The following is a 26,779-nucleotide window of genomic DNA, read 5'->3' on the forward strand; positions in this document are numbered from 1 at the left end:
GGGTACGTCTTTACCGACAACAAGGCGCAGAACTTTCTTGTCCGCGGCGGCGACGTCCTCAGGACAGACCTTGGCTTTATACAGAAAAGCAGCTCTACCTTTGCGCGCAGCATGGACGTGGGGTCGTTCCTCGCAAGCGTCATGGATCTGCCGTCCTACAAGGAGCTGGAGAGGGCGTTTTATGACGGCTACAAAGGGCGCGCCGGCAAGTTCCCGTATCTTTCGCTTGCGATACGCAACATACTGGCCACTGGCTTTTCGTCAGACAGCAAGACTGCCCTCAAGAACATGATGATTGCCGACTCTGCAAAGCTGCTGGGCTAGATTGGAGGCAGCTCTGCCTTTTTGTCAAAGCCGCCTGAGCCGAACTTGCAGTAAAAGCACTGGTCCGACTGCATGTAGGTCAGCTTTTGTATCGTGATTGCGCCTATCTTTAGCGCGACTTTGGTCATGAACCGGTATTTGAAAGGCATTGACGGGATCACCTCGTTAAAGTAGACGTCATAGTGGTCGGGGCAGAACTTTAGCGTGATCTGGGCCTTTTGCCTGGCGTCAGGGGCGACGTCTTTGTTGTTGTCGCTCACCGTCTGGGCGACCTTCATCTGCTCCCTTATATACTCGTGCTTGGGGCAGGGACAATCCTTGCCACCGGGATGCTTGTAGGCCGGCGTATTCTTCCAGTCAAATCCTGGATAGTCACGCTCAAAATCATCCATCGCTGCAACCATACTGCAAGGTAATACAATATAAAGATGTAGGAACCGTTCTTCAGTAGGCTAAAATGGCAAAAAATATATTTTTGGGCATGTTAGAACCCTGTAGTGTTCACCTCCGCATGGTGACGGTGTAATCCTTCATTGAGCGCAACAACAACGGCAAACAACAATGGCGGCGTTTCAGTCGCACCCAATTCAGACGATCCAAACCTGAAGACTCTGGTCGAATTCAAAAAGAGTGTTCTTGACGAGCAGAAAGGCGGCGAGAAAAAGATCGAAGAGATCAACAGTAGCCTGGATGCTGTCAAGAAACAGATAGACGAAGAAAGGATGCAGCTGGACGAGCTGCGTGCCAAGCTAAAAGGGGTGAACGAGGAGAAGGATGCCGATTATCCCAAGTTTGTAGAGCTCCGCAACAACCTCATCGAGGCCAAGAACCAGATGAGGTCACTCGACGACAAGGTCGGGCAGGCCAAGTCAAGGAAGGACAGGAGCGAAATGTCCGGGCTTTCCAAGGCGTTGGAGCAGATAGAGCGCGACATACAGACCAAGAAACTTTCCAAAGACGAAGAGCGCAAGCTCGTCGCCCGCTCCAAAGAGATCGCCACCAAACTTCACACGCTAAAGCTGGTGCACAAGAAGGAGGGCCAGTACCGCGAAATGTCGACGCAGTACGACGAGCTAAAGTCGCGCGTCAACAGGATATTCAAGCAAAAGGAAGAGTTTGGCAACAAGATTGGCAAGCTCAAGGAGAGCATCGAGGGCCTGGTCAATAACCGCGAGGGCCTCTACGAGGAGCGCAGGCAGGTAATCCACACTGTGCGCGAAGCGACGGCGAAACTCGAAATGATCGAGACGCAGCTCAACGCCATCGCCTTCAAGAAGAACCGGATGGCGCAGAACGAGACCCGCCAGAAGAAGCAGAAGGAGATGGACGAGCGCAGGGTCGCAAGGCACGAAGCCACACAGGAACGGACGAGGCGCGACAAGGAGTACCAGGAACGCTGGAACACGCTCAAGGAAGCCGCGCAGAAAAAGATGTCGTCCGGCGAGAAACTGACGTTCGACGAGATGAAGCTCATCTTTGGCGACGCAGGCTCGGACTAGACATTTTTATTCAAGCCCGTGCAAAAAGTGACTGGATGTCTGAGGACAAACTAGAGTACAGCGGCAAGGTCTACCTTTACAGCAGCGGCATGCCCGAGGACCTGATCACGATTTCAAAGGAAAAGCTGGCCGAAAGGGGCGTGAGCGAAGGCGACATTGTAGTGCTGCTCGACCCCGTCGGCGTTCCTGAGGGGAGCATCATGGCGACCATCTGGCCCCACTACCTTTCAGTCGCAAGGGTCAAGAGGGTCCGTGACGGCTCGATCTATGCCCCGCAGCTTTTCAACATCCAGTTCTGAGCAAAACCGTTAAATCGCCTGCGCGCCGCCCAACCATTGGATGCTGACCTTCTTTTGCAAGCGGGACCGGCACGGCGACTGCCCCGGCGAATGGCCCGTGGGCGAGTCATGCGGGCCTGACCACGACTGCTCGTTTGACATGAAGGTGGTCAAGTGCGCCTGCGAGTGCCACGCCAAGAAATAGCGCTGGGCTTTGAAAAAAGCGCTCATTGGGGTTCATGCACATTTTCGCTCGTCATGCCTGTCTTTTAGTCCGGTTGATTTTCCGCGGCTCCATGCTGGCGTTGTAGGTACCTTTGAAGTAGCCTCATGCGCGGCCCTTGGCTCTCTGCCGGCGCCGGCCGTCATAGGGACGTCGTGGCGGGCAAGCTGGGCCATGCGCAAGGGGATGCAGCCGGCGCCTGACGGCAAGGCCAGAACCCGCGGGCACGCAGGGTAAACTTTAATTGCTCTTTGCAGGCAGTGAGACAAGTCTGCATGCTGGATTTTTCGCAGCTGTTCTTGCAACTGGGCGGGGAAATGGGCGAGTTTGATCCAGCCAACCCGATGATGTATGTCTACATAATCTCGCTTGCCACAATACCGTTTTTCATGCTGTACGGCCAGCGCATGCAGGGCAAGGTGATACTGGGCGAGATATCCAAGTCGATGCTGAAACTAAAGACGATGAAGGACAACGCACGGCTTGACACGATCGACTACGTCAAGCAAGTCGTCCCGCAGCAAGACCCCACGCCTAGGATAGACAAGTTTCTCGAATATTTCACGATAATGCCAGTCGACATGGACCCTGCCGGCCTCGTGCGCAAGGTCGAGCACGTGATGCGGACAAGGGACAACCGCATGAGGGCAGAAGTCAGAAAGGTCTGCCCCGGGATAGACGACTATGAAGCGTCCAAGATAGAGAACATGCTTGAAGCCGCGACTGCGCTCAACATGATATACAAAGTCGTGCGCCACTTTTACCTGATGGGCAAGCGCACGACAAGCGTGTTCGTGCTGGTGCAGCTGCAGATGGTGATGCCCCTCCTGCTCGAAGAGGCCGACGCGCTGAAAAAGGCAATAGCGACGTTCCGGCAGGGCCAGCCGATAGGCGACGGCATCGGGCCTATGGTCGTCGGCAAGATGATGCTGGGCAAGGAGAAAAAGCGGGCGGCGCAGGAAACCGTGTACGCTGAAAGCGATTACAAGGGCAGAAAGGTCTACCTGCTCAAGGCAGAGGGCCCTGCGGGCACGGTGGGGCGCCCCGGAGAGGCGATGCAGAGGCTCGCAGGCGACCTCGGGGTGAGGCTTGACGCCGTGATAATGATAGACGCCGCGCTAAAGCTGGAAGGCGAGCGCACCGGCGACGTTGCAGAAGGCATCGGCGCGGCGATAGGCGGCATCGGCGTCGAAAAATACCAGATAGAAGAAGTCGCCACCCGCCTGGGCGTGCCTGTTTACGCGGTGATAGTAAAGCAGTCAGTGCTTGATGCAATTACCATCATGAGAAAAGAGATTGCAGACTCGTTTGACAAGGTGACTGAAACTGTCCACGCGGTGATAGAGGACAAGACCGAAGAAGGCCAGTCAGTCCTTGTGATAGGCGTCGGCAACACGATGGGGGTCGCTCAATGATTCTCTTTGGCAAAAAGCCGGAGCCAAAGCCAACACTCCATACGGAGCAGACCTGCGGCAGCTGCGGCGACAAGGAAAGGCGCCCGTTTGAGCAGGGCGACTATGTCTTTAAAGGCGGAGCGAGGTGCATAAAGTGCAATTCTGCAACGCTTGTGACTGCCATCTATGGCGAGTACCCGCCCGAGAAAAAGAGCTAGAGCGTTATCACGTTTGCGCCGCCGTCAGTCGGTATGAGCGTGTGCTCTGCCTGCACTACTGTCTTGCCGCGGCCCTCTACAAGAATCGGGTACACGTGGATGTTCTTTTTCCTGACCAGCGCGTCGACAAGCCTGCGCAGCCTGCCTTCGTCGTACGCGTCTGTGAGCCACCTGAGGGCGAACGGGAGCGTCCTGTAGCGGTTCCATATCATTTCTAAAAGCTCGTCTGCGTCCTTTTCCTTGCTCGGTTTTCTCGACGTGATGCCATAGATGTTGCGCACCTTGCCCTCGTGCACGACGCCCATCCCGTCCTTTATCGTGGCAAACGGCTCTATCGCGTAGGCCTCGTTTGGCTGGAGCGCAAACGACGAGCCGACTGTCCAGATGTTGGGTATCGACTTGCCTGCGTGTATCACGTATTGCTGCAAAGAATGGCCGCTGAGGTTCTGTATTGGCCGGTAGCCCATCCTGCCGATGACAGTTTCAATCACCTTGCCGATGTCGCTTGCCTTGGCGTTGGCCCTTGCAGTGCGGACTGCTTCTGCCAGCGCCGACTCGGCGGCCTTTACAAGAGAATCATATTTCGGGTCGTAGCAGACCGTGACGGCGGTGTCGGCGATGTAGCCGTCGACGTGGACGCCGATGTCGATCTTCAAGACGTCGCCTTCTTTTACTGTGGTCTGGTCGCCCGGCTCTGCCGTATAGTGGGCCGCTATCTCGTTGAGACTGGCGTTTACCGGAAACGCCGGCTGCGCGCCCATGCCCCTGATCTGCGCCTCTACCGACTCGCAGATATCGAAAAGCGTAGAGCCGACGTGGTATTTTCTGCGCGCCGCTTCCCTGACTTTGGATGCTATCCTGCCTGCCTTTAGATAGCACTCTAGGTTCATTCAGGCAAAAATTGGGCCAGTTCCTATATAGAGATTTGCGCCACAAAGATTCTGTTTCTCTTTTGCCCCTGGCTTTGACACGACATTCACGCTCTGGCCGCCTCCCGGTTCGACTGGTTTTATAGCAGAAAATCTATACAGAGCCATGATACGCCAGAGCGAAATGCTGTGTTGCAAAGACTGCGGCATAGTCTTTTGGGGCAAGGCCCGAAAAGTCGTGCAAGCAGCCGAGGAACCTGAAGTATGTCCCCACTGCAACTCTCAAAATACCGGCACGATTGACAGGTCGTCCTAGTTCGGCCTGCCAGTAAAATAGCAATTCCTGACGGTTTGCGCTAAAAGCCGTCAGTGCCGTACATTTCGACGAGGGTCGACAGCTCGAGCGTGGTTATCGGCATCTGCTCCTTCTGCTCCCAAAAGTCAAACGTCGGCGACATCAGGTAGCCCTTTGCTCTTTCCATGTGGGCAAGGCCGAGCACGTGACCTACCTCGTGGATTGCCGAGTTGCGAAAGGCGTACCCTGGCAGGTCTATCACGTTCTTGCCGTCGCCGTGCAGCACCTGCGGCGACATGTAGACGCTTGCAGAGCTGGCGACGCCGTCCTTGTACTGGACTGACGTGTAGGCGCCGGTCTGCTCGGGATAGCCGGGAAAGTCTCGGTATGTATCGTAAATGTATACCTTGACGTCGCAGTCGGCCGGCATGTTCTCAGTTGCTCGCTTTATCGGCATGTCCCACTCTGCCCTGGCTGCCGTGTAATCCTTGAGCGCCATGCGCCACTTGTGCACCCCAAGTTTAGCCCAGCTATAGTATGTGTTTCGCACGCCTTCTTCCTTGTAGACGCACCACTGCATGTCCGAGTCCCACCTGTAGCTGGCCTTTGGCACCGTGACCCCTGCAAGGCCGTCGGCCTGCTCCTCGTAATAACGGGATGCAAACGCGGGGACGGAGATGAATGAAATGAAAAGTAGCGCCGCCAGAGCAGCGGCGAGCAATACCCGCTTCAACACGCCGTATGCACAGGCTTTGCTTTTATGTCTTGTCAGGTAAAGCTCTTTTCGCCCTTGTCAAGCGTCGCGATGTTTATCGACTGCTCGACCGGGGACACGAATATGATGCCGTCACCGTGCTCGCCGGTCCTCGACGCCTCGACGATGGCCTGCACGACGGCGTCCTGCTGGCTGTCGTCCACGAGTATCTCGAACTTGAACTTGGGCAGCAGGTCGTAGGTCACGGGCTGCCCGCGCCACTGCAGGTGGAGCTCGCGCTGCTTGCTCCAACCGGAAACGTCGTAAATTGTCATGCCGCCTATCCCGAGCTGCCTGAGCTTTTCCTTGACTACTGGCATCTTTTCTGGCCGTACTATAGCCTCGAGCTTTTTCATTAGCAAGACCTATTGCCTTGACAATCTTTTATTCTTTGTTATTATCCCTGCGCGAGCCTTTTATGATATGCTTTTTATCGAGATGCTTTTTTAAACCGCGTGTGGGGAGACTAGTTGTTTGAAGTTTGTACTTGATACCAGCATAATAATCGACGGCGAGATAACCAGGATGCTAGAGGCCGGCGAGATTGAGGAGGGGAGCGAAATCATCATCCCCTTGGCTGTCCTCGACGAGCTCCAGTCGCAGGCGTCGACCAACAAGGAGCACGGGTTTGTCGGCCTTGGCGAGATAAAAAAGATGCGCGAGCTGTGCGCAAAAAGAAAGGTCGCCATCCGGTTCGTCGGCCAGAGGCCGGACTTTGACGACATCCGGCTAGCAAAACACGGCAGGATAGACGCGATAATCAAGGACGTGGCGATGAGCGAGTCTGCCACGCTGATGACTGCCGACTATGTGCAGGCGCTCGTTGCCGAGGCGCAAGGGATCAAGTCGCAGCACATCCGCGCCCCGACAAAGACGACGGACCTGGAGTTTGAAAAGTTCTTTGACGAAGAGACGATGAGCGTCCACCTGAAGGAAAACGTCGAGCCGATGGCCAAGAGAGGCAAGCCGGGCGGCTTCAAGCTGACGCGCATCGCAGACGGCAAGAGCACGTATGCGCAACTGACAAAGATAATCAAGGAAGTGTCTGAGGCAAGCAGGGTGAACGGCGCAGGCACGGTCGAGATAAGCAGGAGCGGCGCGACTGTCATCCAGTTTGGCCTCTACAGGATCGCGATAACCCGGCCGCCGTTTTCAGACGGCCTTGAAATAACCATCGTCAAGCCGACGGTGAAACTGGCGCTTGCAGACTATAACGTGAGCGAGAAGCTCATGGAGCGCCTCTCCGGCAAGGCTGAAGGCGTCATCATCGCCGGCCCCCCGGGCTCTGGCAAGAGCACGCTTGCAAGCAGCCTCGCCGAGTTTTACGTGGAAAAGGCCAAGATAGTAAAGACGTTCGAGTCGCCCCGGGACCTGCAGGTGCCAGAGGCAGTCACGCAGTACGGCCCGCTTGAGGGCAGCTTTGAAAAGGCAGTCGACATACTGCTCCTGGTGAGGCCGGACTATACCATCTTTGACGAGGTGAGGCGCACGCAGGACTTCTCTGTCTTTGCGGACATGCGGCTTGCCGGCGTCGGGATGGTCGGCGTCGTGCACGCGTCCAGCCCACTTGACGCCGTCCAGCGCTTTATGGGCAAGGTGGAACTGGGCATGATCCCGCACATACTTGACACCATCATATTCGTCAAGGACGGCGCCATCAACAAAGTCTACGAGCTGGCGCTGACTGTCAAGGTGCCGACCGGCATGACCGAGGCAGACCTTGCCCGGCCGCTTGTCGAGGTCAAGGACTTTGAGTCCGGCAAGGTGGAATACGAGATCTATACCTACGGCGAAGAGAACGTCGTCGTGCCGGTGTCAAAGGTCCAGGCAGGCAGCGACGAGAGCGGGATAAAGAAACTGGCGCAGTCGAAAATACTGGACGTGGTGAGGCGCTTTGACCCCCGCGCGGAGGTAAACATCCTCTCCGAGAACAGGGTGCAGGTCAAGGTCAGCAAGGAGGCAGCGCCCAAGATAATCGGCAAGGGCGGCTCTACCATAAACGAGCTGGAAGACGTGCTCGGGGTAAAGATAGACGTCGAGACCAAGACACCGACGCTTGGCAAGCAGATCGACTTTGAGGTGAGCGAAGCCGGCTCTGCCGTGACTTTGATGGTAGACGAGGAGGTGATAGGCAGGACCGTCGATGTCTACATCGAAGACGAGTTTGTGCTTTCAAGCCAGGTGGGCAAGAAGGCGCGGTTAAAGGTCGACAAGAGGTCGGAGGCCGGCAAGAAGATAGTGAACGCGATAATAGCAGGCCAAGAGATGCTGCTGTTCCTGAGCAAGCGCAGCTAGCCGAGCTTTTGGCTCTTTACCAGCTTTACAAACTCGGCCAGCTTTTTCAAGGTCTCCGGGTGCAGGTGGTGCTCGATGCCCTCCGCGTCGCGGTTTGCCGTGTCCTTGTCGACCCCTATCATCATCAGAAATTCTGCAAGGATGCTGTGCCTGTCGTGGATGTTTTTGGCTATCGCGACGCCGCTTTCCGTGAGCGTGATGCCGCGGTATTTTTCATAGTTGACGTGTCCGCTTTCGTTCAACCGCTGCAGCATTTTCGTGACGCTTGGCGAGCTGACGTTCAAATAGTTGGAAATGTCGACGGTGGTGGCGTAGCCCTTGTGCTGTATCAGCTCGTAGATGACTTCGAGGTAGTCTTCCATGCGGGTGGTCCTGACGCCCTTTTCCGCGCTGTGCGCGTCCCGGATTGAATCGAGCCTGCCTTCGTCCTTTTTCTTAGCCAAAGCCGCCCCGCATGAGTGCCATGCCTGACAGCAATAAATATTAGCATTATAGAAAAACCTTGGTATTGAAGCTCGTAATTTCCCCTGAAGAGCTGCACTCGCTCAAGGATGCCCTGGTGGTGGATGCAAGGCCGTTTGGCGACTATGCGCAGAGCCACGTGCCGGGCGCGGTAAACGTCGACCTGATGCAGTTCCACTGGATAGACACGTCAAAAGAAGGCATCAAGCAGTTCAACAAGCAGACGAAAATCCTGCTGTCAAACATCGGCGTTTCAAAAAACAGGTTCGTAGTGTTTTACGACGACGTTTCAGGCCCGTCCGCCGCAAGGGGCGTGTGGCTCTTGCTCTACTTTTCGCATCACAAGGTCGCGATGCTCGACGGCGGGCTGGAGGGATGGAAGACCAGGGGTTTCAGGATGGAGACAAAGACAAACCCGTTCGTCCACGCTGATTTCAAGGGCGCGCCCGACGCCAAGATCTTGGCCGGCTATGAAACGATCAAGGCAGCCGCAAAAAAGAAAAAGACGGTCGTGCTTGACGCCCGCTCAAAGACTGAATACGACGGGACGGCCGTGCGCGCTGCAAAGGCGGGGCACATACCGGATGCAGTGAACATCGACTGGAACGACAATGTCAAGGGTTCTGCCTTCAAGGAAGGAAAAGAGCTGAAAAAGATGTATGCCAAGATACCCAAGGATACAAAAGTGATAACCTACTGCCAGGGAGGCTACCGCGCGGCCAACAGCTTTGTCGTGCTAAAGATGCTCGGCTACCGGAACGTAAAGATGTATCTGGGCTCGTGGGGCGAGTGGGGCAACAGGCCGGACCTGCCGGTCAGTAAATGACGCCCGAGCTCAATTTCAGCAGCCTTTTGTCGCTGATGAAATGGCACTCGCCCATGCCGCGCCTTGTCGCAATCCTGAGAGCAAGGTGCTGGATGAAAAACACCGCATAAAGCAGCGACTCTATGGCCGTCGGCTTTGTGCAATTGATGCTGTGAGCGTCAAAGCCGCTGTCTTGGAGCTGCCTTGCGCGGGCCTTGCCGCCAAGAATCAGGACCTTGTCGCCCTTTTTCAGGCCAAAAAGTGGAGCGTGGAAAAAGTCTTCAAGTTGACAAGCTATTGCCCTTGCTCCAAATATTTCATTGAATTTCAAGGCGCCATACTTCGCGGCGGGATGGAGCACCGAGTCAGCAAGCACGACTATTGAATCTGTCCTTATTTCTGGCAGCCTCGATGCCTGTTTCCTTGCTTCGTTGTATAGTTTGGCAAGGTTTGCTGGGCAGGCCACTTTGCCTTTTGTGGCAAGCCATGCGCAGGCAAGGATGCTGGCAGTAAAGCTGATTGTCCCTGCTGTCCTGCCGGCGCTGCGAAACTTTAGCTCTGCAACGTCGTCGCAGGCCTTTGCAAGCGGGCTTTTTCCATTGACCGTGACCGCTACCGTGTGCAGGCCGGCCCTGCGCGCGGCCTTTGCCGCAAGCACGTTTGCCTGCGTCCTGCCCGATATTGAAACAATGTAAACGTCGCGGCCCTGCGCAAATGAGGGATTTGCAACGATATCTGCGGGGTGGTGGCACGAGGCCCTGCCCGAAGAAAGGTGGTGCGCCGCAAGTGCCGCAACGTACGAGTCGCCCGAGCCCACCAGCGCAATCCTGCCACGCGGCCTTGCAAGTTCGAGGCCCTGCAGGTCCACCAGCTGGCGCTCCATGTCAGCGGCCATTGCCTCTACCGAATTCACGGTATGATTATGAAAATAAAAGATAATAAATTTTGAAAAAGATTACTTTTTCTTTTCGCCCTGGCCTTCGATTACGATCATTGTGAGCGTCGAGCGGACCTTGTCTATCTTTCTCACGTGCCACGTGATGGTCTCGCGGAGCTTTTCCATCGTGTCGGCCCTTACCTTGGCGACAACGTCATAGACGCCATAGACGCCGTTTACCTCTACCGTCTCGGACAACTTTTTCAATTCCCCAATGATGCTCTCCTCAGAGCCGAGGTCGCAATTGATGAGCACGTATGCTGTAGGCATAGAGCTTTTCCAAGTGACTTTCCTATTAAACTAATCGCGTCAGAACTTTTCCTTTGACACTTTTTGCGCCTTCAAATAGTCGACAAAGTAGAAAAGGTATGCGCGCTCGTTTATCTTTAATACCCACGGTATAAACGATTCGTTCTTGCTGCTCTTTTCAAATATGGTGAAACCCGAGTCCTCGACGAACCTGCGGAAGGACGCGGCGTCAAACGACCTCTTGGGCGGCGGGTCGCGGTTATAGTCGTAGGGGTCGGTGATTATGGTCGCCGCGTGCGGCTTTAGCATCCTGTGGATTGACGCAAGGAGCTTTTCCGGCTCGACAAGCTCGAGCAGGTTGAGCGCAAGCACCAGGTCGAACTTGCCCGGCTTGAAGGGCAGGTTGAGCGAGTCGGCGACGCAAAATTCCAGGTTGCCGTGCTTTGACTCGTACATCCTTTTTCTCGCCTCGCGTATGAATGAAAACGAAAGGTCGACGCCTATCGCAAATGCGTATTTCTGCGCCATGAGCATCGTGCTGTACCCCATCGAGCAGGCCATGTCCAGCACGACCCCGTCCATGTCAGAGTTTATGCCGTGGACTACGCGGTTATAGACCTCGTTTGGGCGCAGGTGCCACCTGAGAGTCTTTAGCAGCCGGTCCTCTTCCGAGTTCTCGTACTGCATCCACCTGTAGGGCACGAACCAGCTGCCGCCCTCCTCGTAGCGGTCGTTTGTGACGGCGCCCTGTTTTATCTGCGTGCCCTTGTCCTTCAGGAATTCCTTCATTTCCTTGGTGGTGCTTTCAAGCAGCCAGTGGCCGTACGTCTGCGACCTCCCTGCGGCATAAGATGAAAAGTCCTTGACCAGTATCGCCACGCCCTGGACTATAGGGTACAATGCGTTGCAGTCAGGGCACTTCAGGAACCCCTCCGTGACCTCGTTCTCGGTCTTGCCTGTCGCAAGGGGCTCGAGCGCGAGGCGGATCTGCTTGTCTGCGTGGTGCAGGCAGACGAGGTGGTTCGCAAACTGCGCCTTCATGACTTTTGATAGTCCTTGACTACCACATATAATCTACTACAGCAGGCCGTCGTCATGCAGCCTGTCGAGCGCCGGAGTGAGCAGTTCCCTGATCTCTTTTTCGCCCAGCGCATACTTGGCGGCGATCCCAAGCGCGATTGAGAGCATGTTCCTGTCCTCCCTTGCGGTGTAGACCGTCGAGCCGAATATCGAAAACTGCTTTGCGTTTTCGGACAGCCATCTGTTCCAGAATCTCGCCCTTCCAAGGTTTGACTCTAGCGAGCGGATGGCCGCGTCGAGGCCGAGGCCTTCTTCGTGGTCGAGCAGGTCGAGTTTTGCCATCGGGACAAGCAGCGTCCCCTCATTCATCTCTTCGTGCGCCTTGTTCATCTTTTCGATTATCTCGTCTTCCCTTTCTTCCGGCGCGATGCTGCCATAGTGGGGAAAGAAATATCCTGCAAGGTTGCCCTTGCCGTCATAGACCTTGTAAATATTGTAATCGTACTCTATCTTCCACTTTATCCTGTCTGCCACTGGTTGCTGTCTGTACAGGCGGTATTTGTTTGTAAAGGCAAGAAGTTGGATCGCAATTTCTTTCATATAGCTACGCTGTATTTTGACGCCCGATTTCCTTCAGAACCGCGTAAATATCATAATTGCAGTAACTAACTGATGAGAAAAAACAGAAAACCTGCCGCCTTTCTGCGCGGAATCTGCCGGGTAAAGAGATCATTGTCATCACCCTTTCAGCATTGATGCTGGCTTCCATTGCGGCCCTCTCACAGAACCAAGCTGCCTTTGCCGTTGTTCCGGGTGAAAATCACAAGATAGTATTTTTCAGCGACAGGGACGGCACCGAGGAGATTTACACCATGAACGCGGACGGCACCAGCCAGACGAGGCTGACTGAAAATATAGTGGCTGACATTAGCCCAGAGTGGTCTCCGGACGGCATCAAGATCGTATTCGTTAGTTTCAGGGACAACCCTCGCGGCGATATCTACATCATGAACGCGGATGGGAGCAACCAGACGCGGCTTACCAACAATTTCCTAAAGTTCAACGTGACTCCAGACTGGTTCCCGGACGGCTCTGCGATAGCCTTTAGCAGCGACAGGGAAGGCGAGTATGAAATTTACCTGATGAATCCCGACGGCAGCGGCCAGAGGAACATCAGCAACAGTCCTGGAATCGACTACGCTCCCGACTGGAGCCCCGTTCCGCAAAAGGATCTCTTTTGCGGCAAGGCGGCTGCGGAATACAACGTCATAGAGGGCACTTCTGGCGACGACCTGCTTTTGGGCACTGCCGGCAATGACCTTGTTCTGGCGTATGGAGGCAACGACATTGCGCTTGGCTGGGCCGGCGACGACTATTTGTGGGGAAGCGCCGGCGAGGACAGGCTCGTCGGGAACCAGGGCGACGACAGGATGGTGGGTGATGCCGGCAACGACTTGGTCTACGGCAATACTGGCAGGGACTATTTGTGGGGCGGAGCAGACGACGACACTCTTTTTGGCGGCCAGGATGACGACAGGCTCGTTGGAGACAGTGGCATTGACAGCCTCAGGGGCGGGGAAGGCGTCGATGTACTTTTGGGCCTCGCAGGAGCAGACTATATCGCAGGAGATGCGGGCGACGACCGGCTGTACGGCGGCTCTGAAGATGACCTGCTCTATAATGACTCTGGCAACGACATCCATAACGGCGGAAGCGGATCTGACCAGTGCCATAACATAGTCGGAACCCACGTCACCGCCAACTGCGAGGTCTAGCCCCGCAGGCGCCATCTTTTTTATTTTCCGCCATACATTAAATTAGACCTTGAAGCTTTATTTCGCCATGTCAGAAGCACCACAGCCGCAACCAAGTGCAACACCGGCGCCGGAACGCAGGGACGGCCCACACGACACAATCTATATTGGCAAAAAGCCGCTCATGGCATACGTCACGTCGACGCTCATACAGATGGCAAACCAGCCCAAGGTCACCATAAAGGCAAGGGGCCTCAGCATAGGCAGGGCTGTGGACGTTTCGCAGATCACCATCAAGAGGATGGAGACTGCCGGCTACAAGATAGGCGACGTCCGGATCGGCTCCGAGCAGGTCCAGTCGGAGGACGGAAGGACGAGGAACGTCTCGACCATTGAAATCGAGATAATGAAGTCCTGAGCCAGAGGGGCTCGTTTTACTTTTATTATAGGGCACTGCCGTATAGCCGAGCGTGGCCACTGCCGCGCTGTACCTTGCGCACCTGAACCCGATGACCAAGGCGCACGAGTCGATAATATCGATGCTAAAGCGCGACCATCCAGTCTACGTCTTTCCGGTCCGCTTTTTAAAAGACGGGAGCGAAGTGAGCACCAGGAGCTTTCCTTTCTCCTATGAGCAGCGCAAGGAAATGGTCGAGTCGGTGTTTGGCGACTCGGTCAAGGTGCTGCCTGACTATACGTTCCACGCGCCGTATGCAAAATACATGCCGCCCCTGCTGTCGTCAAAGTCGTGGAAGCTCCGAAACCAGATAGTGGCGCACGTCAAAGAGGACAGTTTCGTTTCGTACACCGGCGACAAGGCCGAGCGGCTGATGCTGAGGATGTACCGGCTAAAGCCGCTAAAGGCAGGCCGGCTTGAAATATCGGCGACATCCGTGAAAGAAATGCTCTACCGCGAGGTGCTTGAGGGCCGGCAGGAAGGATGGCGCGAAATGGTCCCCGGGCCTGCGGCAAAGGTAATCGAAAAGCACTGGGGATCTGTGGAAAGGTTCGCAAACGCGGAAGACGCGACTACGCGCGTCATGGGCATGAAGTTTCCAAAGGAAGGCTACCACTAGTTCAAGATTTTTAAAGCCGGCAGAGACTCTGCGCTCTAAATGAAGGAGAAGGGCGGGGAATTCATCTGGTTTGACGGCAAGTTTGTCAAGTGGGAGGACGCCAAGGTCCCGGTCTTTACGCACGCGATGCACTACGGCACCGCCGTCTTTGAGGGCATACGCGCCTACGCGTCAAAGGACAACGTCCGCGTCTTTCGCCTGAAGGAGCACATGGAGAGGCTCCACCGGTCTGCCAAGGTCTACTCGTTTACCCTTGACTATTCGGTAAAGGAGCTGTGCGACGCAACCGTCGCGCTCTTGAAAAAGAACAGGATGAAGGAGTCGGTCTACATCCGCCCGCTCACGTTCGTGGGGATGCACGGCATAGACCTCAACGTCACGGCCAAGTCACCGACGCACACAGTCATTATCGCTTTTCCCTTTGCAAAGTATTTCAAGGACGAGGGCATCACGGCGTGCGTATCGTCGTGGAGGCGCATCAGCGACCAGTCGACCCCTCCGCTTGCCAAGGCCGCAGGCAACTACCTCAACTCCATACTTGCGACGCAGGAGAGCAAGCGCAACGGCTACGACGAGTCAATACTGCTCGACTTTGCCGGCAACGTCAGCGAGGCTTCAGGCGAAAACATCTTTCTCATCCGCAACAAGAAAATCTATACGCCGTTCTTTGCAGACTCGGCGCTTGAGGGCATCACCCGCGAATCTGCGATAAGGATTGCAAACGACCTCGGATACGAAATCACCGAGCGCCCGATACCGAGGGCCGAGCTCTACATGGCCGACGAGATATTCCTCACCGGGACGGCGGCAGAGATAGTCCCGGTTACCAGCATCGACGGCAAGCCCGTCGGCAATGGAAAAGAAGGGCCGATCTCTAAGGCCGTGCGGGAGACATATTCCAAGGCAGTCACAGGCGAAATCAAGGAATACCGGGACTGGTTAACGCCGGTATGGTAAAGGTAGCGGTAATCGGGGTCGGGGGCTGGGGCAAGAACCACGCCCGCGTCCTGGGCGAGCTGGGCGCGCTTGCGGCAGTGTGCGACGCGGACTCGGCGCGGGCCAAAGACGTTGCGGTCAAGAACAAGGCCCGGCCCTATTCATCGGTTGACGACATGCTTGCGTCTGAGCAGCTGGACGGCTGCCTGGTCTGCACGCCGACAAAGACGCACGCGGCAGTGGCCAAGAAGGTGATGGAAAAAGGCGTCAACGCGTTCGTTGAAAAGCCGCTGGCGTTTTCGTCGCAGGAATGCGAGGAGATGATGCAGGTGGCCAAGAAAAAGAACGTTATACTTACGGCCGGCTACATCGAGCGGTTCAACCCTGCGGTGTCTGAAGCCAAAAAGCTGATGGCAGAGAAAAAGTACGGCGACCCAATAATGATGGAGTTTCACCGCGAAAACAGGATGCCGCTAAATATCAAAGACGTGGGGATAATATTCGACACGTCAGTCCACGACATCGACACTGCCATGTTCCTGTTTGACGCAAGGCCAAATGTCGTGTTTGCGAGGGCCGGCAAGCGACTGCACGAGCACGAGGACTTTGCCACGATAATGCTCGGCTTTGGCGACCAGAGAGTGGCAGTTATCGCATCAAACTGGCTAACACCAAAAAAGGTGCGCACCTTCAGCGCGGTCTGCACCGACGGCATCATCACTGGCGACTTTCTGACGCAGGAAACGAGGATAGACTCTGCGGGCGAGGCCATAGTGCCGCGCAGGCCGTTCCAGGAGCCGCTCACGCTTGAGCTAAAGAACTTTTGCGAGTCGATAGAGGGCAAGGCCACGCCAGTCGTGGGCGCGTCAGACGCCACCAACGTGACAAGGGTGGCAGAGGCAGCACTTTTATCAAGCAACACCGGCTCCCCAATATACGTGGACCTGAAATGAAATGAAGCGCTCCATGCTCGACATACTGGCGTGCCCGATAGACAAGCACTACCCGCTGGAACTTGTCGAAGTCGAGGTACGTGAGGAGGAAGTAAAGGAAGGCGCGCTCGTATGCAGTAAATGCAGTCGCTACTATCCCATAATCGACGACATCCCTGTGATGCTGCCGGACGAGCTGCGCGACAGGCAGCGCGACATTAATTTTCTGGAAAAGTGGAAGGGCAGGCTGCCTGACAAGGTTTTAAAACAGGGCAACCCCTGGCACCTGTAATGGCATACAGGGCACCAAAGGGCGTCAAGAATTACGTCGACAAGAAAGCCAAGATAGGCAAGAACGTCCGGATATGGCACTTTGCATACGTCGGGCCAAATACAAGCGTCGGCGACAACGTCAAGATAGGTTCCCTTGCCCATGTAGATTACAACGTCAAGATAGGCGCTGATACAAAGATAGAGGGCTGCGCCTACATACCGCCCCTGACGGTCATCGGCAGGGGGGTCTTTATCGGGCCGGGCGCGACGTTCACAAACGACCCGTACCCGATGAGCCTCAAGATGGTCGGCTGCACTGTAGAGGACGGCGCCATCGTGGGGGCGCGAGCCGTCGTGAGGCCCGGCGTCCGGATAGGCAGGAACAGCGTAGTGGCCATGGGCTCGGTGGTCACAAAGGACGTGCCGGCAGACACTGTGGTGATGGGCGTGCCGGCCAAGTCTGCCTATTCAAGAAAAGAGTACGACAGGAAAAAGGCCGAGTGGGAAAGCTAGCTCTTTGGGTTGACCAGGAAAGCCGGATCCAGGCTCTTGCCCGACAGCGCGTCCAGTATGCTCTTTACCGCAACGTCTGCCATCTTTGACCTCGTCTGGCGCGAGGCGCTCCCGATGTGGGGCAGCAGGACGACGTTTTTCATCCTGACGAGGGGGCTTGCCCTTGGCAGCGGCTCTTTATCAAAGACGTCAAGGCCGGCGCCCGCTATCGTCTTCTTTTTCAAGGCGGCTATCAGGTCGCGCTCGTTCACGACGGCACCCCTTGCCGTGTTTATCAGAAACGCGGTAGGCTTCATTTTCGCAAGGCTGTCCTTGTTTATCAGCTGGCGGCTGGCGCCGTTCATGGCGGTGTGTATGGATACAAAGTCGCTCTCCGCAAGCAGGCCGTCGAGGCTCCTGTACTGCGCGCCCAGCTCGGCCTCTGCCCGCTCGTTTCTGCCCCTGTTGTGGTACAGTATCTTCATGTCAAAGCCTCTTGCCCGCCTGGCAACTGCCGAGCCTATCCTGCCAAGGCCGACTATGCCGAAGGTCGCGCCGTGGACGCTCTGGCCGAGCAGCAGGTCCGGCGCCCACCCGACTCGCCATTTGCCTTTTCGCACCATAGCGTCGCCGGCAACGACGTTCCTTGCGCAGGCCAGGATGAGTGCAAAAGTGAGATCGGCTGTAGCCTCGGCAAGTATGTCTGACGTGTAGGTGACATGGATGCCCCTCCTTGTCGCTTCTGCAACGTCGATGTGCTCAAAGCCGGTGCTGTACGAGCTGATTATCTTTAGGCCCGGGGCGGCGTCCATGACCTCCCTGTCTATCCTGTCTGAAAGCATGCACAGGATCGCGTCTTTGCCGCTGACGTTTTTCAACAGCTCTTTTCTCGAAGGGGGCGTCGCCTTTTTGTTGAGCGTCACATGGCAGTGCCTGCCCAGCTCGCCAAGCGCCGTGCCGGGCAGGTTCCTGGTGACATAGACCTTGCTGACCACGGCTATTGTCTTTCACGCGGTGTATTGAATTTTTAGACAAGCACGCCTACCTTGTACTAATAAAGAAATCCTTCCTTCTGTTTATTCCCTGTTTATTCGTCATAGTCCATTTTTGGGTCCGTATATCGACAATGTAACTATCAGTTCTGCTGCATATTCTGGAGTTACAACAAATCATAAGAAAAGTATCAGGTAGATTTTTTATGGAGGAATAATGTCAAACAATGACATGCCTTTCACTTCCACTCGTGATGTTTCTCAGCCAAGTTATTCTGAACAACGGGGGTGGTATCAATTCACATGTGGACATTGCGGAAATAGTGTTAACGCTTATGTCGCCGCCATATTTCCAAAGGATGCCTCAAGAGTAAGATGGCTCTTATGTACACAATGCGGTAATGGGTCCGTACTTACAGAGCAAGGAGTGATCTATCCTCCTGCCCCCGCAGGGCCATCATTGGAAGGATTACCCCCGGATATTGAGCAAGCCTACAAAGAAGCAAGAAATTGCTTTTCATTTAAAGCCTATGCCGCATGTGAGCAAGTGTGCAGGAAAATACTGATGTATGTGGGGGTAGAAAAAGGTGAGAGAGAATGCGATACTTTTGAAAATTATCTGACGCATCTTGAGAATGAGGGTTATGTCACCAAGCCCATGAAAAGTTGGGTAGAGCAGATAAGAAAGAATGGGAACAAAGCAACACATAAGTTGGACAACCCGGGTGAAACTCGTGCGAAAAGTACACTGATGTTTACTGCTGAATTGTTGAGATTAATTTATGAGATGGATTATGTATCAAAGCACTACGGCGGAACTCCTCCACCCTAATTATCATTCAAAGATAGTATCCGCATTTTTATCAGTATCCAAAGAAGCTAAGTTTATTAGCAAAAATTAAACCAGCTAGCTGCAGATGCCGCCCACTCCTCAACTTCCTATGGAATTAACTAGAGTGTCTTTACTCCAAGGACAATCTTTAGAACCTTATCTGAAACTCACACTGAAAATAAAGCTACAGAGTAACGGCAACAATGTGGGGATCTCTGAAATTTCCTTGTTCAACATTAGAGGGCAGGTATTTGTTTCAACTGAAATCTCAAGGGATAGAGAATATGAAATAGGCTACGCAGAGTCAATTCCTACATCGAACAGGCTCTATGGCACCGGCTCGGAAATGGGTGTGGAAATGGTTCTAAAGCTATCACCTTATCTCTTGCATAAAATGGAAGCATTGAGAGATGGAAAAGACCTTTTCTTTCAGCTTGAAGGATGGGTGTATGTTTTCGCAAATGTGATTAGAACAGAAGGTGTAAGTACAGAACTCATCAACCTTATTTCTACTGGAGGAAATCCGACGCGTAAGTATCCCCGGTCAGAATGGATAGACGATCTCAATAAGACAGATTTGGACATGGTGGAATTAATTGAGATTCCGCGTATTGAATTTTCACAGGTTCCACTTCAGATGTAATGAAATATCTACGCGATGCAGAGAAAGCAATGAGAGAAGGCAGATGGGACGATGTTCTTGGAGAATGCAGAAAGACCATAAACGCTCTCTATGTGGGCATCGATGAATGGGGAAATGGCCTACAGCTAACGCAAGCAGAAAAAGATGCAATTCAGAGTGCATCGAATTCAAGTGACAAGATAAAAGCAAAAAGAAATCTCTTTTTTATCAAACTCGTACAGCATGATGAAAAGGGATTACGTTTGAATAATTTGAGGGCTAGCCTGTATAACTATCTTAGCCTCGACCCTCATGAGCCTGACCACAAAGGAGTACATTTTACTAGAGAAGATGCCGCATTCTCTCTAAGGATGACTACGGGCTTTTGTGCAAATATGCTAAAGCGTTTGCATTATCACTTGAACAAGGGTATACAAGTATGATTTGAGATTGAAAAGCAGAGTTGGAGAAAGCTGAACCTGCTGTCGGCGCCTGACACCGCGATAGCCCTTAATGCTACTAAGTAGTTCTTCTTTTGTATTATTAGAATCAGCCTCCCAGTTTCACCTAGCATCTTTATTCTGCTGGCCTCCGGGGTGTCTTTCTGGTGCCATGTGCCTTGACAAACTACATGCAATTCACCGTCTGCTCGCCAAAGATGTTTCGTAGGACTATTAGCTTTGTTGCATCTGCTAAAATGCATCTGCTGGCTCGTTTTTATGGGAAAATAATGCCGCCCAAATGCCCACAGTAGGGCTAAATTTTTTAGGTAAAAAAATAAGTGCGTTATTTAAAAAGTTTGTAAATAATCCTTGATGAAATTGCGGTTTTAGAAAAGTAGCCCGGCCCAGATTCGAACTGGGGTCAAGGGCTCCAAAGGCCCCTATGCTTGGCCGCTACATTCGGCAGAAAAGGTTTTTCCTCTACCGGGCTTCCGGGCGTAATCACACTCTATTTTAGGACTTTATAATCTTACAGACCGATGGCCCTGATTATTCTGTCCGTCGGGTCTTCCATAGAAGCAAGGGCCCTTGCCGCCCTCTTGCGGTACTGCTCCCTGTATCTCTTGTCTGCCAGCATCTTTTTGGCAGTTCTTGCCAGCGTCTTTGCGCTGCGCGTCCGGCTTACCAACCCACTCCTTGCCAAATAGTCGTCGACGTGGAACCTGACCGGAGCTATCGATATGGTGGGCACACCAAGAAGAGCGGCTTCGGCGCTCATGGTCCCGCCCGCGCCTATGAAAAGGTCGGCGGATTTTATCAACGGGACGCCGTCAAAGACCTCCTCGACAATCCTGGCCTTGCTGCCGTACCTTTCCCTTGCGTACTCGATCTGGTCGCTGTACCTGCACAGGATGGCGACGTCTGCCGTCTGCGATAATTCGTCGACAGCGGCGTCGATGAGGCCGACGCTGCCAAGCTTGCTGTCGGCAATGTACGACGCCTTGCTCTCTTCAAGCCTGACAAGCACCGTCTTTTTGTCGCCCTTGATCTCTGTAGTGTGCGACGCGTCTTTCTGCTTTAGCCACGCCGCCGGGTCCAGCGCCCGGTACCTTGAAATGCTGTTCCTTGAAATGCCGTAGCCGGTCCATGCCGAGTAGGGTATGACCCACGGGCACAGCAGCCGGCTCACTAGGGGCACGGTCAGGCGCGCGACTGCCTCTGCGTGGGGCGAGTCGTTGAGCCCTATCTGGCGTATGCCGAGGCCAAACGCGACCCTCGTGCCTTCTGGCGACGAAAACGTCACGGAGACTTCCGGGCTAAATTTCCTGACCCTGCCGGCGAGCTCCTCGGTCCTTTTGGCGCCAGCGACAAGCTTGTCGTACCTGTCTGCGCCGCCGTGCCTGCCGACTATTTCGACTTCCAGTTTCTTTATCCTTGCAAGCTCGACTGCCTCCCGATAGTCGCGTGAGGTGCAAAGGACCTCGTGCCCTGACTGCCTTAACTTTTCCACTGCAGGCCGGAAGAACATCACCTGCTTTGGCGTCAGGACGTCAAACCATATCCTCAAGCGCTGGTTGTTGGCTCGCACTACTGGAAAAACCTTTTGATTGGGGAAATACCACATTGAAATACACGGGGGTACAAAGCTAAATGACGAAAATGAGCACCACCCCTGCTATTTCCTACGGCTCCCAGGCATGGGTGAACTTTGTAAATCTCCTAGACAACAAGGAAACGCTAACGGGCTATACCCATGACATCCGACAGTATATCGGCTTTCTAAAGCTCCAGGACCCTGCCGAGCTGTTGAATGGTACCGCCGAGAAGCAGGAAAATCTAGCCATTTCCTTCATTATGAGCATGAAGGGAAAGCGCTCGGTATCCCGGATTAGGCGTATCATGGCGGCCGTCAAGGCATTCTATGACATTAACCGCGTCACGCTCAACTGGAAATTTATCCTAAGACATGTAGGCAAGGGAAAGACACTGAAAGATACCAGCTATTCCATGGAGCAAATCAGAAAGGCCCTGGCGGTTGCATCCCTGAGAAACAAGGTGATGCTATTGGTCTACGCGTCGTCAGGGGTAAGACGGGCAGCACTGCCAGAACTACGAAAGCGTCATCTAGTCCCTATAGACACGTATGGGATTTACAAAATAGTCGTTTATGAGAATGACGATGAGGAATACATCACGTACTGCACTCCAGAGTGCCGCGCCGTCATAGACGAGTATTTCGAATACCGCGCAAGGTATGGAGAGCGAATAACACCAGAAAGTCTGCTGGTACGTGATGAGTTTAACCGTGAAGACCAATTTAGAGCAACCAAACCACAGCCAATTAAGGCAAGCACGATATCCACGACTATGATAGAGCTGTTTGAAAAGGCAGGGGTAAGACAGCGCATCAAGCTCACCGAGGGACAGACGCGCTTTGACGTACACCAGTCTATCAAGGGGGTCCACGGGCTGAGAAAGACCTGGGACACGCAAATGACCCTTGCGGGAGTGCAGCCGCTTTGGATTGAACTGCTGGAAGGGCATCGCATTAAAGGAATGAAAAGCCATTACCTTCGACCGACTGATGAACAGCTGCTGGAAGGCTCTGATAGGCTGTACGGGTATGCTCACGCGATAGACTATCTGACCGTAAATGAAGAGAACAGGCTAAAGAAGCAAGTACAAGAGCTGCGTATCAAGAAAACCGAGCTTGACGCCCTCAAAGCCCGTGTGGATGCCATGGACGAAGTCTACGGCGTCGCCAAGCGGTTCAATGAGGAATTTCCGAAATTGTCGGATGTCGATATAAATCTGAAGCTACTTAACGTTCTAACACATGTAACAAAGTCAGGAGTCAGTCCTGAAGAGTTATACACTCTGATGGCGCCGGCATTCAAGAGCCTCCAAAATTTCGGACGCAAGGGTAAGGAGAAGGACGCCACTCAGGCATCAGGGGACCAGCCGACATGATTCTCCCGGCTTCGCGGTGGATGGCACCCGTTTCGGTGCCAAGAGGGCGTGCATATGCACGCCGATTCTACAGGTGACGAATTCGGAACTAGTTCCCATTGCGTCAAGTGTCGAAACACGGTTTTCCGTGAATCAATTAGTAGTTTTACTAATTAATCGGCACATTTTTGTGTGCCACCGGCGGTAATATTACCACCAATTTTCAATTCACCGATATCGGTGATTCCGACAGCTGACGTATTCCTTCAAAAGACGGAATATAAAGATGCTGATTCTCATGTGATAATCTCTAAAGTATGGAGGAGTACACGGGATACACGGGTTATACCCCATTATCCCGCAAAAGTATAGGAAGAATAATTAAAACAGAAATAGCCTCCTAACCCGTTCATCCCATGCATCCTACTGAATCGATTTTTTAATCGAATGCGACAATTGTCGCAAAGCTTCATTTTGAATCTTTGTTATCTGTCCCCAATTGGTGACCAAACTGACATTACTTTTAATGCCAAATCTCTACAAGTAGAGAATACAGCAACTGTCGCATTCGTTCAAATGAACGATTCTAGCCTCAAGAAGCCAGTTAAGCAGATGGCACAAAACGGGAATGAAAATACTCCCAAAACGGCTCGGAAAACCGTGCCGAATTGGCGGAATTAGTTCCGCCCCATAGTTCTCTTGATGTAAGATTGCAACCTTGCAACTATGCAAGACAGCGTACCGGTGGGGGTATCCCTACCAAAGAAATTGATAGCCAGAATAGACCGGGAGCGGGGCGACGTAAGCAGGTCTAGATTTTTACTGAGACTTGTGCAGCGAGCGTATGGGATAGAAGAACAGGGAGCAAACAGGCGAGCTTGACATCCTTCCCGTCTAACACCCAAGCAGAGCCGATAAAGAGCACAGAGCAAATCGTCGATGAATGGGCATCGCTTCTAATGAAGGAATTCGACTTTGCCACAATGGCCGACAGTAGGGAGATTTACAGATATGTCGATACAGTAGGCGATGAAAATGAAGGCATCTATGTAAACGATGGAGAGCAATTCATAGAATCCCAACTTGAAATGGGTGCTAGCGGAGTTACGGTCCATAAGGTCAAGGAAGTCGTTGAAAAGATTCGACGTAGGACATTTACCAAACGCGATAACTTTGACTCTGACCCTGATATGCTCAATGTAGAGGATTGCTGGATAAAGTTAAACACCGGCGAGGTATTCTCTCACAACGCTGACAGGCTCTCGATATCAAAACTCCCCATAAGGTACGAGCAGAAAGCGAAATGTTTTGAGATAAAGAAATTTCTGAAATCAACACTGGATGACGAAGATATTGTAAAGGTAGTCAGGATGATAGGCTATCTCCTGGAGCCATCATGCAAACATCAGAAAGCCTTCATGCTTGTGGGTAATGGCAGCAATGGCAAGAGCGTCATCATCGACCTTCTGGCGGCATTTGTAGGGAAAAGCAACACAAGCAACGTATCACTTCAGGGGCTTTCAGAAAGGTTCGGGACATCGGACCTATATGGCAAGTGGCTAAACACACACGCAGACATTCCAAACAAAAAGATTGCAGAAACCAGCAACTTTAAGCTGCTCGCAGCGGGGGAAACCATCAGGGCAGAGAAGAAAGGCAAGGACAGTTACACCTTTAGAAACAGGGCCAAGATGGTATTTTCCGCAAATGACATTCCGCCAAGCGATGATGAATCAGACGGATATTTCAGACGCTGGGTGATAGTTAACTTCCGCCGTACATTCGAAGGAGCAGACGCAGATACTGGTTTGATAAAGAAACTCACGACACCTGAAGAATTGAGCGGGCTACTTAACGTCGCTCTAGCTGCAAGGAAAGCACTGGAGAATGAACATGGCTTCCCAAAAGAATCCATAGAGCAAATCAAGGCAGCGTATGAAACGGGAGCATCGAGGGTTAGAGAATTCCTGGAACAAAAATGCGAGATCGATGTCGGTGATAAAGCCCTCTCTATCGAAGCAAGCCACCTGCAACACGCCTATAGAGAGTATGGCAGGTCAAAAGGAGAGCGGATACTTGATGACAACATTCTCGGAAAAGAGCTCAAACGCTTAGGGGTGGAGAACAGACTAAAAGCAATCGGGGGCCGACGTCGCCATTGCTACATAGGGATAAGACTGAAGGTAGAACCGCCAACGACGCTGACACAATTCGGGGAGACTGCGGCATGAAGTCCGAAAACAATCACTGCATAACATGTGGAAAGACAGGAGAGGGATTCTGTACTGCATGCACCATGCCAGTCTGCAAGAAACACCTGCACAATTCAGAAACATGTCCAAGGTTTTGGTTAAGACAACGGCGCTGTAGTTCACATAAGCCACAATTAACACAAAATAGCACATAGATGCAGCAACGAACCATACGGGTAAATGAAAATACATACAATCGCTTGGCAAGATTAGGGTCGCTCGCCGACAGCTTCGACTCTACCATCAATCGAGTTCTGGACACCTACGAGCAAGGGGTTCAGAAGCAATGAACTCTGTAACATGGGAGGCAATATGCCGATATTGTGACGCACAGATTTACTTCAATAGTCTGGTGGTAAACGACAGGACCGGGAATGCTCTTGCGCTCAACCTAGAAAACAGTAGCATCCACAGATGCGGGGAAGCGAATCTAACAGACGAAGAGCGCATCCAGTCAGTTTTGAGGTATATCCGGTACCAGAATTCCAAGTTGACGACAGCGCAGCTAACCCTATCACGGGAGCCAAAGCAATGACCAGCTGCGGGGGATGCCAAAAGGAATCACAGGAGCTTGTAGAGGGGAAATGTATTGATTGTTTCATCATATCCCGTGCACCAAAGCCCGTAGAATATCCGCTAACGCCACTTGCGAGGGATATGTATCGATGAATAGGGGTGGGGGTCACGCACGATTGAGCGTAAAATATTCAAAAAGTAGGGGTATAATTGGCCAAATATGACTGGGAAACTAACGCTTTAGAAGGTCGAGCTCTGAGGCGGGTATTTAAGCAACTAGCCGAGAAAATGAAGACGGCAGAATCAACGGCTGAAATGTGCGAAATAGCCCGCGCAATGGCATACATCGCAACGGCAAAAACAACGCTATCCAAGGTAGACTGGGACAAGATTGACAAAAGGATCGCTGCCTTGGAGAGGGTGGCCCAGATATCCGAGAAGGGGGTAATCGAACCGTGAGCAGCAGGGAATCCAAGCTAGCCACCATTGAACGGGGACTAAATCCGGGCAAGCATTTCGACATACTCTGGGAGCAACTGGAACCGTCAATCAGGGAAATAGCGGGGTATGGAGTGATAACCACCAAGCCCGATATACTGGACAAACTTCTGACCTTGATAAAAGAGGATGGGTTATCAAGCCATAGCTTGAACGAGCTGGCTGAAAAGACTAGACGGTGGAATAACTCGGGCCCTTTCACAGATATCTGGCTCTTGGAAGACCTGCATGGCAAAGATGAAAGGTACGGTGGGGAGTATTGGACGGCAAGGATGGTAAAATCCGAGATAGTGCGATTGCACAATTATCCAGAAGCCACAATGCTGGGGTATGATACGCTACGAAATGCCATCCAATACTTTCGCGAAAGGGGCCAGATTCCAGATTTCCTATACAAAATAGCAGCTGCAAGGATACCAGGGGGCCTAAAAGACGCGTAAGGCTAATGCCGTATTCATACCGTCAGGAGAAAATGATCAGCCACACAAGCCGTTTTGCTACCTATGTCGGCGTAACATGCACTGGTATGGGGAAAGCTGGCACTGTTCAAGCTGCGGCCGTGGGGTCCATACGGAAGAATCAGAGCACCT

Annotated in this window: 33 protein-coding genes and 1 tRNA gene; 22 read left to right on the forward strand and 12 right to left on the reverse strand. The window is 53.1% G+C overall.

Going from position 1 to position 26,779, the window contains the following annotated elements; translation table 11 throughout:
* Positions 1-324, forward strand: a 324-nt coding sequence (locus tag ACREAY_RS00860; RefSeq protein ID WP_431753866.1) for a hypothetical protein, incomplete at its 5' end; no start/stop codon positions are given.
* Here ACREAY_RS00860 and ACREAY_RS00865 read toward each other — a convergent pair.
* Positions 321-716 (reverse strand): hypothetical protein, encoded by a 396-nt coding sequence (locus tag ACREAY_RS00865; protein WP_431753867.1) that lies wholly within the window; start codon positions 714-716, stop codon positions 321-323. The genes ACREAY_RS00860 and ACREAY_RS00865 overlap by 4 nt on opposite strands.
* Positions 717-857: 141 nt before the next feature.
* On the opposite strand from ACREAY_RS00865, the gene ACREAY_RS00870 reads away from it, so the two are divergent.
* The 5 genes from ACREAY_RS00870 to ACREAY_RS00890 all read left to right on the forward strand — a co-directional run bounded on the left by ACREAY_RS00870 (position 858) and on the right by ACREAY_RS00890 (position 3,936).
* Positions 858-1,823, forward strand: coding sequence for a coiled-coil protein (locus ACREAY_RS00870; RefSeq protein WP_431753868.1), 966 nt, complete (start codon positions 858-860; stop codon positions 1,821-1,823).
* Positions 1,824-1,858: 35 nt separating this feature from the next.
* The gene (locus ACREAY_RS00875) at positions 1,859-2,122 is read left to right on the forward strand and encodes a hypothetical protein (protein ID WP_431753869.1); all 264 of its coding nucleotides are present in this window, start codon (positions 1,859-1,861) and stop codon (positions 2,120-2,122) included.
* A 40-nt stretch (positions 2,123-2,162) separates the two neighbouring features.
* Entirely contained in the window at positions 2,163-2,306 is a 144-nt protein-coding gene (locus ACREAY_RS00880; RefSeq protein WP_431753870.1) for a hypothetical protein, read from the forward strand.
* Between the two features lie 293 nt (positions 2,307-2,599).
* Entirely contained in the window at positions 2,600-3,739 is a 1,140-nt protein-coding gene (locus ACREAY_RS00885; protein WP_431753871.1) for a DUF1512 domain-containing protein, read from the forward strand.
* Complete coding sequence (locus tag ACREAY_RS00890) at positions 3,736-3,936, forward strand: hypothetical protein (RefSeq protein ID WP_431753872.1); 201 nt, start codon at positions 3,736-3,738, stop codon at positions 3,934-3,936. Before ACREAY_RS00885 ends, ACREAY_RS00890 begins: the two co-directional genes overlap by 4 nt.
* Here ACREAY_RS00890 and map read toward each other — a convergent pair.
* From map to ACREAY_RS00905, 3 genes are all read right to left on the reverse strand, one after another.
* Entirely contained in the window at positions 3,933-4,826 is an 894-nt protein-coding gene (map, locus tag ACREAY_RS00895) for a type II methionyl aminopeptidase (RefSeq protein ID WP_431753873.1), read from the reverse strand. The two genes, ACREAY_RS00890 and map, sit on opposite strands and share 4 nt — an antisense overlap.
* Before the next feature lie 335 nt (positions 4,827-5,161).
* On the reverse strand, positions 5,162-5,833 hold the full coding sequence (locus tag ACREAY_RS00900; protein WP_431753874.1) for a matrixin family metalloprotease: 672 nt from the start codon (positions 5,831-5,833) through the stop codon (positions 5,162-5,164).
* 35 nt (positions 5,834-5,868) lie between these two features.
* Positions 5,869-6,210 (reverse strand): P-II family nitrogen regulator, encoded by a 342-nt coding sequence (locus tag ACREAY_RS00905; protein ID WP_431753875.1) that lies wholly within the window; start codon positions 6,208-6,210, stop codon positions 5,869-5,871.
* Between the two features lie 118 nt (positions 6,211-6,328).
* Here ACREAY_RS00905 and ACREAY_RS00910 point away from each other — a divergent pair, with 118 nt between their 5' ends.
* On the forward strand, positions 6,329-8,149 hold the full coding sequence (locus tag ACREAY_RS00910; protein WP_431753876.1) for a PINc/VapC family ATPase: 1,821 nt from the start codon (positions 6,329-6,331) through the stop codon (positions 8,147-8,149).
* Here the strand turns inward: ACREAY_RS00910 and mntR are convergent.
* On the reverse strand, positions 8,146-8,592 hold the full coding sequence (gene mntR / locus ACREAY_RS00915) for a transcriptional regulator MntR (RefSeq protein ID WP_431753877.1): 447 nt from the start codon (positions 8,590-8,592) through the stop codon (positions 8,146-8,148). The two genes, ACREAY_RS00910 and mntR, sit on opposite strands and share 4 nt — an antisense overlap.
* A 65-nt stretch (positions 8,593-8,657) precedes the next feature.
* Here mntR and ACREAY_RS00920 point away from each other — a divergent pair, with 65 nt between their 5' ends.
* Positions 8,658-9,437 (forward strand): sulfurtransferase, encoded by a 780-nt coding sequence (locus ACREAY_RS00920; protein WP_431753878.1) that lies wholly within the window; start codon positions 8,658-8,660, stop codon positions 9,435-9,437.
* Here ACREAY_RS00920 and ACREAY_RS00925 read toward each other — a convergent pair.
* The 4 genes from ACREAY_RS00925 to ACREAY_RS00940 are packed head-to-tail and all read right to left on the reverse strand — an operon-like array spanning position 9,427 to position 12,156.
* Positions 9,427-10,329, reverse strand: a complete 903-nt coding sequence (locus ACREAY_RS00925) for an SIS domain-containing protein (protein WP_431753879.1) — start codon at positions 10,327-10,329, stop codon at positions 9,427-9,429. The genes ACREAY_RS00920 and ACREAY_RS00925 overlap by 11 nt on opposite strands.
* Positions 10,330-10,371: 42 nt before the next feature.
* The gene (locus ACREAY_RS00930; protein ID WP_431753880.1) at positions 10,372-10,623 is read right to left on the reverse strand and encodes an Lrp/AsnC ligand binding domain-containing protein; all 252 of its coding nucleotides are present in this window, start codon (positions 10,621-10,623) and stop codon (positions 10,372-10,374) included.
* Positions 10,624-10,662: 39 nt separating this feature from the next.
* Positions 10,663-11,643, reverse strand: a complete 981-nt coding sequence (locus ACREAY_RS00935) for a class I SAM-dependent methyltransferase (protein ID WP_431753881.1) — start codon at positions 11,641-11,643, stop codon at positions 10,663-10,665.
* Between the two features lie 36 nt (positions 11,644-11,679).
* A complete protein-coding gene (locus tag ACREAY_RS00940; protein ID WP_431753882.1) occupies positions 11,680-12,156 on the reverse strand; it encodes a hypothetical protein in 477 nt (158 codons plus the stop codon).
* 221 nt (positions 12,157-12,377) lie between these two features.
* On the opposite strand from ACREAY_RS00940, the gene ACREAY_RS00945 reads away from it, so the two are divergent.
* The 7 genes from ACREAY_RS00945 (at position 12,378) to ACREAY_RS00975 (ending at position 17,106) form a co-directional block, all read left to right on the forward strand.
* A complete protein-coding gene (locus ACREAY_RS00945) occupies positions 12,378-13,397 on the forward strand; it encodes a hypothetical protein (protein ID WP_431753883.1) in 1,020 nt (339 codons plus the stop codon).
* Positions 13,398-13,560: 163 nt separating this feature from the next.
* Entirely contained in the window at positions 13,561-13,794 is a 234-nt protein-coding gene (locus tag ACREAY_RS00950; RefSeq protein ID WP_431753898.1) for a DNA-binding protein, read from the forward strand.
* Positions 13,795-13,846: 52 nt separating this feature from the next.
* Positions 13,847-14,452: a hypothetical protein gene (locus ACREAY_RS00955; RefSeq protein ID WP_431753884.1), complete on the forward strand. Its 606-nt coding sequence runs from the start codon at positions 13,847-13,849 to the stop codon at positions 14,450-14,452.
* A gap of 39 nt (positions 14,453-14,491) precedes the next feature.
* Positions 14,492-15,409 carry a branched-chain amino acid transaminase gene (locus ACREAY_RS00960; protein WP_431753885.1) on the forward strand — a complete coding sequence of 306 codons (918 nt, stop codon included), beginning with the start codon at positions 14,492-14,494 and terminating at the stop codon, positions 15,407-15,409.
* The gene (locus ACREAY_RS00965) at positions 15,403-16,341 is read left to right on the forward strand and encodes a Gfo/Idh/MocA family protein (protein WP_431753886.1); all 939 of its coding nucleotides are present in this window, start codon (positions 15,403-15,405) and stop codon (positions 16,339-16,341) included. The genes ACREAY_RS00960 and ACREAY_RS00965 overlap by 7 nt, the downstream gene beginning before the upstream one ends.
* Before the next feature lies 1 nt (position 16,342).
* On the forward strand, positions 16,343-16,612 hold the full coding sequence (locus ACREAY_RS00970) for a Trm112 family protein (RefSeq protein ID WP_431753887.1): 270 nt from the start codon (positions 16,343-16,345) through the stop codon (positions 16,610-16,612).
* Positions 16,612-17,106, forward strand: coding sequence for an acyltransferase (locus ACREAY_RS00975; RefSeq protein ID WP_431753888.1), 495 nt, complete (start codon positions 16,612-16,614; stop codon positions 17,104-17,106). Before ACREAY_RS00970 ends, ACREAY_RS00975 begins: the two co-directional genes overlap by 1 nt.
* Here the strand turns inward: ACREAY_RS00975 and ACREAY_RS00980 are convergent.
* Complete coding sequence (locus tag ACREAY_RS00980; RefSeq protein WP_431753889.1) at positions 17,103-18,080, reverse strand: 2-hydroxyacid dehydrogenase; 978 nt, start codon at positions 18,078-18,080, stop codon at positions 17,103-17,105. The genes ACREAY_RS00975 and ACREAY_RS00980 overlap by 4 nt on opposite strands.
* A 214-nt stretch (positions 18,081-18,294) precedes the next feature.
* Between ACREAY_RS00980 and ACREAY_RS00985 the strand changes: the two genes are divergently transcribed.
* From ACREAY_RS00985 to ACREAY_RS00995, 3 genes are all read left to right on the forward strand, one after another.
* Positions 18,295-18,909, forward strand: coding sequence for a DUF4145 domain-containing protein (locus tag ACREAY_RS00985; protein ID WP_431753890.1), 615 nt, complete (start codon positions 18,295-18,297; stop codon positions 18,907-18,909).
* Positions 18,910-18,994: 85 nt separating this feature from the next.
* A complete protein-coding gene (locus ACREAY_RS00990) occupies positions 18,995-19,552 on the forward strand; it encodes a hypothetical protein (protein ID WP_431753891.1) in 558 nt (185 codons plus the stop codon).
* A 29-nt stretch (positions 19,553-19,581) separates the two neighbouring features.
* The gene (locus ACREAY_RS00995; protein WP_431753892.1) at positions 19,582-19,974 is read left to right on the forward strand and encodes a hypothetical protein; all 393 of its coding nucleotides are present in this window, start codon (positions 19,582-19,584) and stop codon (positions 19,972-19,974) included.
* Between the two features lie 395 nt (positions 19,975-20,369).
* Here the strand turns inward: ACREAY_RS00995 and ACREAY_RS01000 are convergent.
* Together ACREAY_RS01000 and ACREAY_RS01005 are read right to left on the reverse strand one after the other, a co-directional pair.
* Positions 20,370-20,464: transfer RNA gene (locus ACREAY_RS01000), tRNA-Gln, on the reverse strand.
* A 39-nt stretch (positions 20,465-20,503) separates the two neighbouring features.
* Complete coding sequence (locus tag ACREAY_RS01005) at positions 20,504-21,541, reverse strand: DUF354 domain-containing protein (RefSeq protein ID WP_431753893.1); 1,038 nt, start codon at positions 21,539-21,541, stop codon at positions 20,504-20,506.
* Between the two features lie 83 nt (positions 21,542-21,624).
* Here ACREAY_RS01005 and ACREAY_RS01010 point away from each other — a divergent pair, with 83 nt between their 5' ends.
* From ACREAY_RS01010 to ACREAY_RS01025, 4 genes are all read left to right on the forward strand, one after another.
* Complete coding sequence (locus tag ACREAY_RS01010; RefSeq protein WP_431753894.1) at positions 21,625-22,944, forward strand: hypothetical protein; 1,320 nt, start codon at positions 21,625-21,627, stop codon at positions 22,942-22,944.
* 938 nt (positions 22,945-23,882) lie between these two features.
* Positions 23,883-25,154 carry a DNA primase family protein gene (locus tag ACREAY_RS01015; RefSeq protein WP_431753895.1) on the forward strand — a complete coding sequence of 424 codons (1,272 nt, stop codon included), beginning with the start codon at positions 23,883-23,885 and terminating at the stop codon, positions 25,152-25,154.
* A 747-nt stretch (positions 25,155-25,901) separates the two neighbouring features.
* Positions 25,902-26,150, forward strand: coding sequence for a hypothetical protein (locus tag ACREAY_RS01020; protein WP_431753896.1), 249 nt, complete (start codon positions 25,902-25,904; stop codon positions 26,148-26,150).
* A complete protein-coding gene (locus tag ACREAY_RS01025) occupies positions 26,147-26,629 on the forward strand; it encodes a hypothetical protein (protein WP_431753897.1) in 483 nt (160 codons plus the stop codon). Before ACREAY_RS01020 ends, ACREAY_RS01025 begins: the two co-directional genes overlap by 4 nt.
* Positions 26,630-26,779 lie beyond the last annotated feature (150 nt).

Source organism: Nitrososphaera sp. (assembly GCF_050748925.1).
Classification (GTDB): domain Archaea; phylum Thermoproteota; class Nitrososphaeria; order Nitrososphaerales; family Nitrososphaeraceae; genus Nitrososphaera.